The sequence below is a fragment of the Microbacterium sp. NPDC097977 genome (assembly GCF_040302605.1).
GTDB lineage: Bacteria > Actinomycetota > Actinomycetes > Actinomycetales > Microbacteriaceae > Microbacterium.
Map to the genome: position 1 here is coordinate 1293 of NZ_JBEOUR010000135.1, position 1146 is coordinate 2438.

Genomic DNA, 1146 nt, shown 5'->3' on the forward strand with positions numbered 1-1146 from the left:
CGTCACGGCTGTCGCGGTTGTAGCCACCGGAGCGGGGAGCGCCACCATCGCGGTTATCGCGGTTGTACCCACCCGAACGCGGAGCACCACCATCACGGCTGTAGCCACCCGAACGAAGGGCACCACCATCACGGTTATCGCGGTTATACCCGCCCGAACGCGGAGCTCCACCGTCGCGGTTGTACCCGCCCGAACGAGGGGCACCACCATCACGGCTGTCACGGTTGTAGCCACCAGAACGAGGAGCACCACCATCACGGTTGTAGCCACCCGAACGGGGAGCGCCACCATCACGGCTGTCACGGTTGTACCCACCCGAACGCGGAGCACCACCATCACGGCTATCGCGATTGAACCCGCCGGAGCGAGGGGCACCACCATCACGGCTGTAGCCACCCGAACGAGGGGCACCACCATCACGGTTATCGCGGTTATACCCGCCCGAACGCGGAGCTCCACCGTCGCGGTTGTACCCGCCCGAACGAGGGGCACCACCATCACGGCTGTCACGGTTGTAGCCACCAGAACGAGGAGCACCACCATCACGGTTGTAGCCACCCGAACGGGGAGCGCCACCATCACGAATGTCACGGTTGTACCCGCCCGAACGAGGAGCACCACCATCACGGCTATCGCGATTGAACCCGCCGGAGCGAGGGGCACCACCATCACGGCTATCGCGGTTGTACCCACCCGAACGAGGAGCACCACCATCACGGCTATCGCGGTTGTACCCACCGGAGCGAGGGGCACCACCATCGCGGGCATCGCGGTTGTACCCACCCGAACGCGGAGCGCCACCATCACGGCTGTAGCCACCCGAACGGGGAGCGCCACCGTCGCGATTGTCACGAGACTGCCCACCCTCACGACGCGGGCCGCCGCTGCGGCCGTCGGATCGCCCTCCGGAAGGTCGACTGTCACGCGATCCACTGTCGTCATTGCGACGCGGACGGCGCTGTTCCTCTTCCGGCATGATGCTCCCTGTTCTCGATCGTGTTAACGCAAAATGGCCACCCAACGATGGGTGGCCATTTGCTTAAAAGAAGTACGGCGGTGTCCTACTCTCCCACAGGGTCCCCCCTGCAGTACCATCGGCGCTGTGAGGCTTAGCTTCCGGGTTCGGAATGTAACCGGGCGTTTCCC

General features: G+C 64.7%; 1 protein-coding gene and 1 rRNA gene. Both read right to left on the minus strand.

All coding sequences use genetic code 11. The annotated features are described in order from the left end of the window. Positions 1-924 (minus strand): hypothetical protein (locus tag ABTZ43_RS17145; protein WP_350539635.1); only part of this gene is annotated, 924 nt, incomplete at its 3' end. A 124-nt stretch (positions 925-1048) separates the two neighbouring features. Continuing rightward, positions 1049-1146: ribosomal RNA gene (rrf, locus tag ABTZ43_RS17150) — 5S ribosomal RNA — on the minus strand; the annotation flags it as partial.